7 protein-coding genes are annotated in these 5,885 nt (G+C 57.7%); 6 read left to right on the top strand and 1 reads right to left on the bottom strand.

Translation table 11 applies throughout. The features are described 5' to 3' along the window. Positions 1–177 precede the first annotated feature (177 nt). From VMA74_RS04170 to VMA74_RS04145, 6 genes are all read left to right on the top strand, one after another. Positions 178–573 (top strand): DUF302 domain-containing protein, encoded by a 396-nt coding sequence (locus VMA74_RS04170; RefSeq protein ID WP_325365103.1) that lies wholly within the window; start codon positions 178–180, stop codon positions 571–573. A 26-nt stretch (positions 574–599) separates the two neighbouring features. Continuing rightward, positions 600–863 (top strand): hypothetical protein, encoded by a 264-nt coding sequence (locus tag VMA74_RS04165; protein WP_325365101.1) that lies wholly within the window; start codon positions 600–602, stop codon positions 861–863. A gap of 71 nt (positions 864–934) precedes the next feature. After that, on the top strand, positions 935–1,189 hold the full coding sequence (locus VMA74_RS04160; RefSeq protein ID WP_325365099.1) for a DUF6868 family protein: 255 nt from the start codon (positions 935–937) through the stop codon (positions 1,187–1,189). 168 nt (positions 1,190–1,357) lie between these two features. Continuing rightward, positions 1,358–1,750 (top strand): hypothetical protein, encoded by a 393-nt coding sequence (locus VMA74_RS04155; protein WP_325365097.1) that lies wholly within the window; start codon positions 1,358–1,360, stop codon positions 1,748–1,750. 109 nt (positions 1,751–1,859) lie between these two features. Continuing rightward, entirely contained in the window at positions 1,860–2,489 is a 630-nt protein-coding gene (locus tag VMA74_RS04150; protein WP_325365095.1) for a dihydrofolate reductase family protein, read from the top strand. Positions 2,490–2,591: 102 nt separating this feature from the next. Further along, complete coding sequence (locus tag VMA74_RS04145; protein ID WP_325365093.1) at positions 2,592–3,005, top strand: GFA family protein; 414 nt, start codon at positions 2,592–2,594, stop codon at positions 3,003–3,005. 369 nt (positions 3,006–3,374) lie between these two features. Here VMA74_RS04145 and VMA74_RS04140 read toward each other — a convergent pair. After that, positions 3,375–5,885 (bottom strand): TonB-dependent receptor (locus tag VMA74_RS04140; RefSeq protein ID WP_325365091.1); only part of this gene is annotated, 2,511 nt, incomplete at its 5' end.

The following is a 5,885-nucleotide window of genomic DNA, read 5'->3' as shown; positions in this document are numbered from 1 at the left end:
AAGTTCCTCTATTGGTCTAGCAATTCACGAGCTTGCAAATCCCTTGCTCACTCAGCCCCTTTCGCGGCAATCTGCACAAGTATGGGTTGCTCGGTTAACCGCTCCGGCAACCTAACTACTCGTCCAAGCGGACGCGCGTACCGCGCGCCGCTTAACTCAGGCGTTAGGCACAATTCCATGTCATCTCGCGGCATCGTCGAACTGAAGAGCCCTTACCCGTTCACTGACACGGTGCAACGGTTGCTTGCTGCTTTTTCCGAGAAAGGCATCAAGGTTTTCGCAACCATTGATCAACAGGCAGAGGCCAGGGCTGTTGGTTTGGCGATGCCGCCCACTACATTGATCGTCTTTGGCAATCCCAAGGCGGGCACGCCGATCATGCTCGCCAATCCGCAGGCTGGCATCGATCTACCGTTAAAAGTTCTTGTTTGCGAGCTGAAACCAGACGACATTGCCGTCATGTTTACCGCTGCATCCGAAATCATTGCACGGCATTCGCTTCCGACCGAGTTTGTGTCCAATCTCCTGCCCGCTGAGCACCTCATTGCAGCCACCCTCAATGAGCGCACTTAGGCAACAAACCAGATAAGGAGAGCTCTATGCTCACCAAGGAGCAAGCCAATGCGGCCTCAGATGCGCTGCTCCATCCGGGGCAGCTTGAACGCGAAGCCGTTGCAGCCAAGATCGCTGAACGGTGCCGCCTATGGCTACGGAGCGGCATCCTAAGACGCGGTGCGTTATTGGGCTTCTCGCTCGGTGCCGTCGTAGGGATCTGGCTTCCTGGTCACTCGTTCACCCCCGAAATAGTCGGCTTTGTCATCGGCGGTGGTGTCAGCCTACTCCTCTACCACTTCCGTGCCTAACCATTCCGTCCAAGCGGACGCGTGTACCGCGCACCGCTTAACTCAAATGTTATCCGTCAAAGGAGCGGGCAGTGAATATTGATTTTGTAAAAGATGCTCTGCTCTGGTGCGCCATCATCGACTACATCGTATTGTTTTTGTGGTTCGGTGCATTCATCTTCGCTCACAGCTGGTTGATAAACCTTCACGGTAGGTGGTTCCACCTGTCGGAGGAGCGCTTTAACAGCATTCACTACCTTGGCATGGCTATTTACAAGATCGGCATCCTCCTTTTCAACCTTGTTCCTTATGCCGCGCTGAGTATCGCGTCAAATCATGCTAGCTAACCGCTTATTCAAGCGTATGCGCGGAAAAGCTGCGCGCCGCTTGACTCAGGCGTTAGGCACAATTCCCATGTCATCTCGCGGCATCGTCGAGCTGAAGAGTCCTTGCTCGTTCAAGGCGGACGGCTTCGCCGCCGCTTAACTTAAGCGTTAGATTAAAAGGAAGGTTCAATGACAACTGTGACTGCTCTATTGATCGCTGTCAGTGCTGGGCTCGGCTCCATCCTTTACTTGGCAATTGGCAAGCCGCTGCGAGGCTTATTGCAACAAGCTTGTCCGGGCAGTGAGGCGGTGCTGTTTTGGACTCGCTTCACATTGGTCATGCTTTACCTATCGCCGCTATTTCTTTCGGTCGCCTTCGGTCTGCCGCCAGCAGAGCTTATGGCCAAAATGGATCCCGGCTCTGTCGTTCTTCGCGTCGTAACGTCCAGTCTTGTAGGGGTGTTCCTTGCAATGCTAGGCATGGGCTTGTGGGTTTCATCGATCGTCAGGCGAACCCCGTCACCTCCCGTGTCGCGCAGCGGAAATGACAACGAATTTTGGGGCGCTCGCAAAGATGGCTAGTCGCGTGTCATGAGCAATGCCTTCTAGCGATTCATTCAAGCCGAAGCGGCTTCATGGCTCGGCTTAATTCCGGGATCAGGCTGATATCCGAATATGCGAGAGGAGAATCATGAGCAACGTATTCGTCAACATTGGACTTAGCCTCGATGGCTATATGGCGCCGGAAGGAATGACCATGGAGAATCCCGGATACAAGAACTGGGGCGCCAAGTGGGGTGCGCTGATGGGGTGGCTGCTCAACCAGCAATACTTCCGCGAGAACCTCAAGTTCGGACCAGGCGGAGAGACCGGCCCGGTCAATGACCTGGTTCGCAGCACCGTAGAGCGCATCGGCGCCAACATCATGGGCAAGCGAATGTTCGACCAGGGCGAGCGTACGTGGCCTGAGGACGCGCCGTTTCACACACCGGTATACGTGCTTACCAATGAGAAACGCGAACCCTGGGTGCGTCCCGGTGGGACGACCTTCTACTTCATCAACGAGGGGCCAGAGCGTGCCCTGGAGCTGGCTCGGGAATCCGCGGGCAGTCGTGATATTCGTATCGCGGGTGGAGCGGATGTGATCCAGCAGTACCTGAACCTGGGTGCCGTTGATGAGCTGGAAATCGCCTTGGCACCCGTGTTGTTCGGTAGCGGGCGACGTCTCTTCGAGAACTTGCGCGAGCCTGGGCCGCAGTTTCGCATTGACAAGGTTCTTGACGGTTCAGCCGCCACACACTTGCGCTACGTGCGTCAGTGAGGTGCTGGGCATTGCTCTTCACTGTCGTTGGGCCGTTCTCGTGTTCCCTGGCAGGTAACTCGATTCTGCCGCCTGACAACTCAAGCCGAAGCCGCCGCAGAAATGCATTCCATATCTCCCCAGTCTTCTCGAATCGCCGCCTGTAGCTGTGGGCAGTTGCACGCGCATGTCGTCGGTGAGCCCGTGCGTGTGTCTGTGTGCCATTGCCTGGCGTGCCAGCGCCGCACTGGAAGCGTGTTCGGTGCGCAGGCGCGGTTTCCACGCGAGGCGGTCACGGTCGTAGGTGCGAGCACCGAGTACGTTCGCACTGGAGACGAAGGAACGAAAAGCACATTCAGGTTCTGCCCGAAGTGCGGCGCGACCGTGTACTACACGATGGAGGGTTACCCTGAAGTGGTCGCAATACCTGTGGGTGCGTTTGCGGATCCATCCTTTCCAGGACCAAGCATCTCGGTATATGAAGAACGCATGCACTCTTGGGTCTATATGCCTAGCGATATCGGGCACATGACATAAGGCCCACATTGCCGCTTGGCCAATCGCTCAGGCAGACTCACGCCGATACGCCGTTGCTCGCAGCTCGGCTTCAATATCAGGCGTTTTCCGCGCTGTTGCTCGCCAAGCGCGTAGGCTGGGATGAAATCCCAGCTTTCCTGGACGGCTCGATGCTGGGATTCCATCCCGGCCTACGAAGCTGAAATGACATCGATACGGCGTTGAGTTCGCAGCATTAGGATTAAGGTTGCGAACGCAGTGAGCGGCAGGAGCCCGATGTCGCCGCCATGTGCGTCCACAAAAAAAGCCGCCGTCGGTACGCACGCGATGCCGGCGGCGGTAACGGGGACATGCAAACATCAAGCCGTTTGCTTGTCGGCTGGGGAGCTATCAAAAGGTCGCGCGGAACACGAGTTCGTAGCGGCGGTCATCCTGGAAAATGGAACGGGTGTAAAGGTTCCAATCCACGTAGCCGGTGGTATACGTGCTCGGCCCCATCAACACGCGGGTAGTGGAATCGGTCAGGTTGTTCATCTGCAAACCGATCTGCATGTTCTTGTTGAGGTGATAGAACACCGAGGAATCGAGCTGGCCGCGCGCTGCGCTCCACACGGGCAAATACGTATCGCCCGAATCTTCCGATGAGATCAGGTAACGGCTGCGCCATGACCAGGCCAGGCGGATCGACCAGTTGCCGTATTCGTACATGCCGATCAGGTTGTAATTGTGCGGCGACAAACCGGCCATCGGCAGCGGCGGATTGGTCACGATGTATTGCGCCGCGCACGAACCATTGTTGTGATCCGGATCGCACGAGGTGGTGCCGGCGATCTTGCTGCTCTGCAGAAACGTATAGTTGGCCTGCACGCCCAGGCCTTTCAAAGCGCCCGGCAAGAAATCGAAGAACTGCGAGTAACCGAACTCGGCGCCCTTCACGCGGCCCGTACCGGCGTTCACCGGACCTGTAATGGCCACTTGCTGGCCTTGAATGGTCTGGGTGGAGATTTCGTTGGTGATGTAGTTCTTGATGTTCTTGTAGAACACCGTGGTGTACAGCTCGCTGGTGGGTGAGAAATACCACTCCAGTGCCGTGTCGAACTGGGTGGCTTCCATCGGTTTAAGGTCCGGGTTGCCGCCGGTGGCGCCGGTCCAGCCGGTGATCGTCGCCTGCTGGCCGGGTGGTCCACCCCACGAGGCGCCGAGCTGCATGTACGAATTGAGCTCGTTCAACGGTGGGCGCGTCATGGCTTTGTCCGCCGCCAGGCGCAACTGCAGATCGTCGGTCAACTTGAAACGCAGGTTAAGGCTGGGCAGCAGGTTGTGATAATGACCCGTGCCGGCAATCGGCACATAGGCACCGGTGAAAAATGCCGCTTGTGCTGGTGTGACCGTGCCGCTGATGTTGGTGGCCGCGGGATACTGGATGGCGCCATTGGCGCGTACGTCGGTGTCGACGAAGCGCACGCCGATGTTGCCGTCGAAGGGAATGCCCAATGCGCTGTCGTTGCCGAAATACAGCACGGTATAGGCTGCTTGCGTGTTTTCGTCCTGGCTGTTCAACAAGCCGGGCGTGCCTGTCACTTGCGCCTTCCAGCCGCCGGCCATTTCAATCGCGTACAACGCCTGGATCGCCTTGGGGTAGTCGCGGATCAGCGCCATGCTGGGGAACCAGAACGTGCCCGGCAGGTTCGCGCCGCCGTAGAAGTTGGAGAAGGTGAACGGCTGGCTCATCCACGAGGGAATGGTATTGAGCCAATCCAGCGACGACGGACCTTTGTACGCACCGAGCCAAGGTTGCGAGATGGGTCCCCAGTTGTAGTTGCTGTTGGTATTGTTGCTGTTGGCATCGCGATCGGTCGCGCGCACGCCGAACTTGATGTATTGCAGCCAGTTGCTGTCCTCGAAATCGTATTCGAGATCTACGCGCGCGGCGCGTTCCATGGCGTAGTCGTATTCCAGGTGGTCCATCGCCGCCGCCAGGTAGTAGTTGGCGGGATTGCCCAGGTAACCGGGATTGGCCAGCGTGAGGCTGGGCACGCTGCCGGACAGGTTCACGTTGGCCGGCGGCATGTAGAACTGGTTGTAGATCGAGAAGTCCAGCGTATTGCTGGTGGATTTCACCAGCTGCAGTTCGCCGGTCAGCAGCATGTGATCGTTGAGGTTGTATTTGAAGCCGTTCGACCAGTCGGTGGTACGGGTGAACTGCGTTTGCATGCGGTTATCGGTGTAATACTCCGTGTAACCGTTGGGACCCGCCGGCGGCGAGCCCTTCCATGCATCGGACCCCATGATGCCGCTTTGAAAGATGCCTTGGCCGTTGTACGTAAATTCGGTGCCTGGCGCGGGCAATTCATCGTTGTAGTTGTTTTCGTTGGTCTGAACCCAGTGCTCGTTCCACTGCAGGCTGTAGTTGGAGCGGAAGAAGCGCGAATAGATTTCCAGGTTGCTGGTCGGGCGCCACTGGAAGGCCACGTAAATACCGGTGCGGCGTCGTTGCATATCCATTTGCTGCCAGTTGATGTCGCCCGGCACGAACACCGTGCTGGTCGGCGAACCGGCCGCGATAGTGGGTGCGTAATACGAGGTGTCCGTGGCGTCCGGGCGCATCACGTACGGATTGGTCTGGATGCCGTCGTTGCGCGAGGCCAATTCGGAATAGGAAACATCCAGCAACACGCCGAATTCGCCCAGGTTGTCGGTCTTCCAGCGGTTGCTGTACAGGAATGACGCAGACGGTTTGCTCTTCTTCGACTGGTCGCCTTCGTTGACGCCGGTGGAGAAGGCGGCTACCTGGCCGGGTGCATCGAACGGCATGCGCGTGCGCAGGTCCACCGTGCCGGCGATGCCGCCTTCGATGAGTTCAGCGGACGGGTTCTTGTATACGTCGACGCCCTGCATCAG

This window comes from Dyella sp. (assembly GCF_035508675.1).
Taxonomy (GTDB): Bacteria; Pseudomonadota; Gammaproteobacteria; order Xanthomonadales; family Rhodanobacteraceae; genus Dyella_B.
This window is presented reverse-complemented; position numbering and strand designations above follow the sequence as displayed.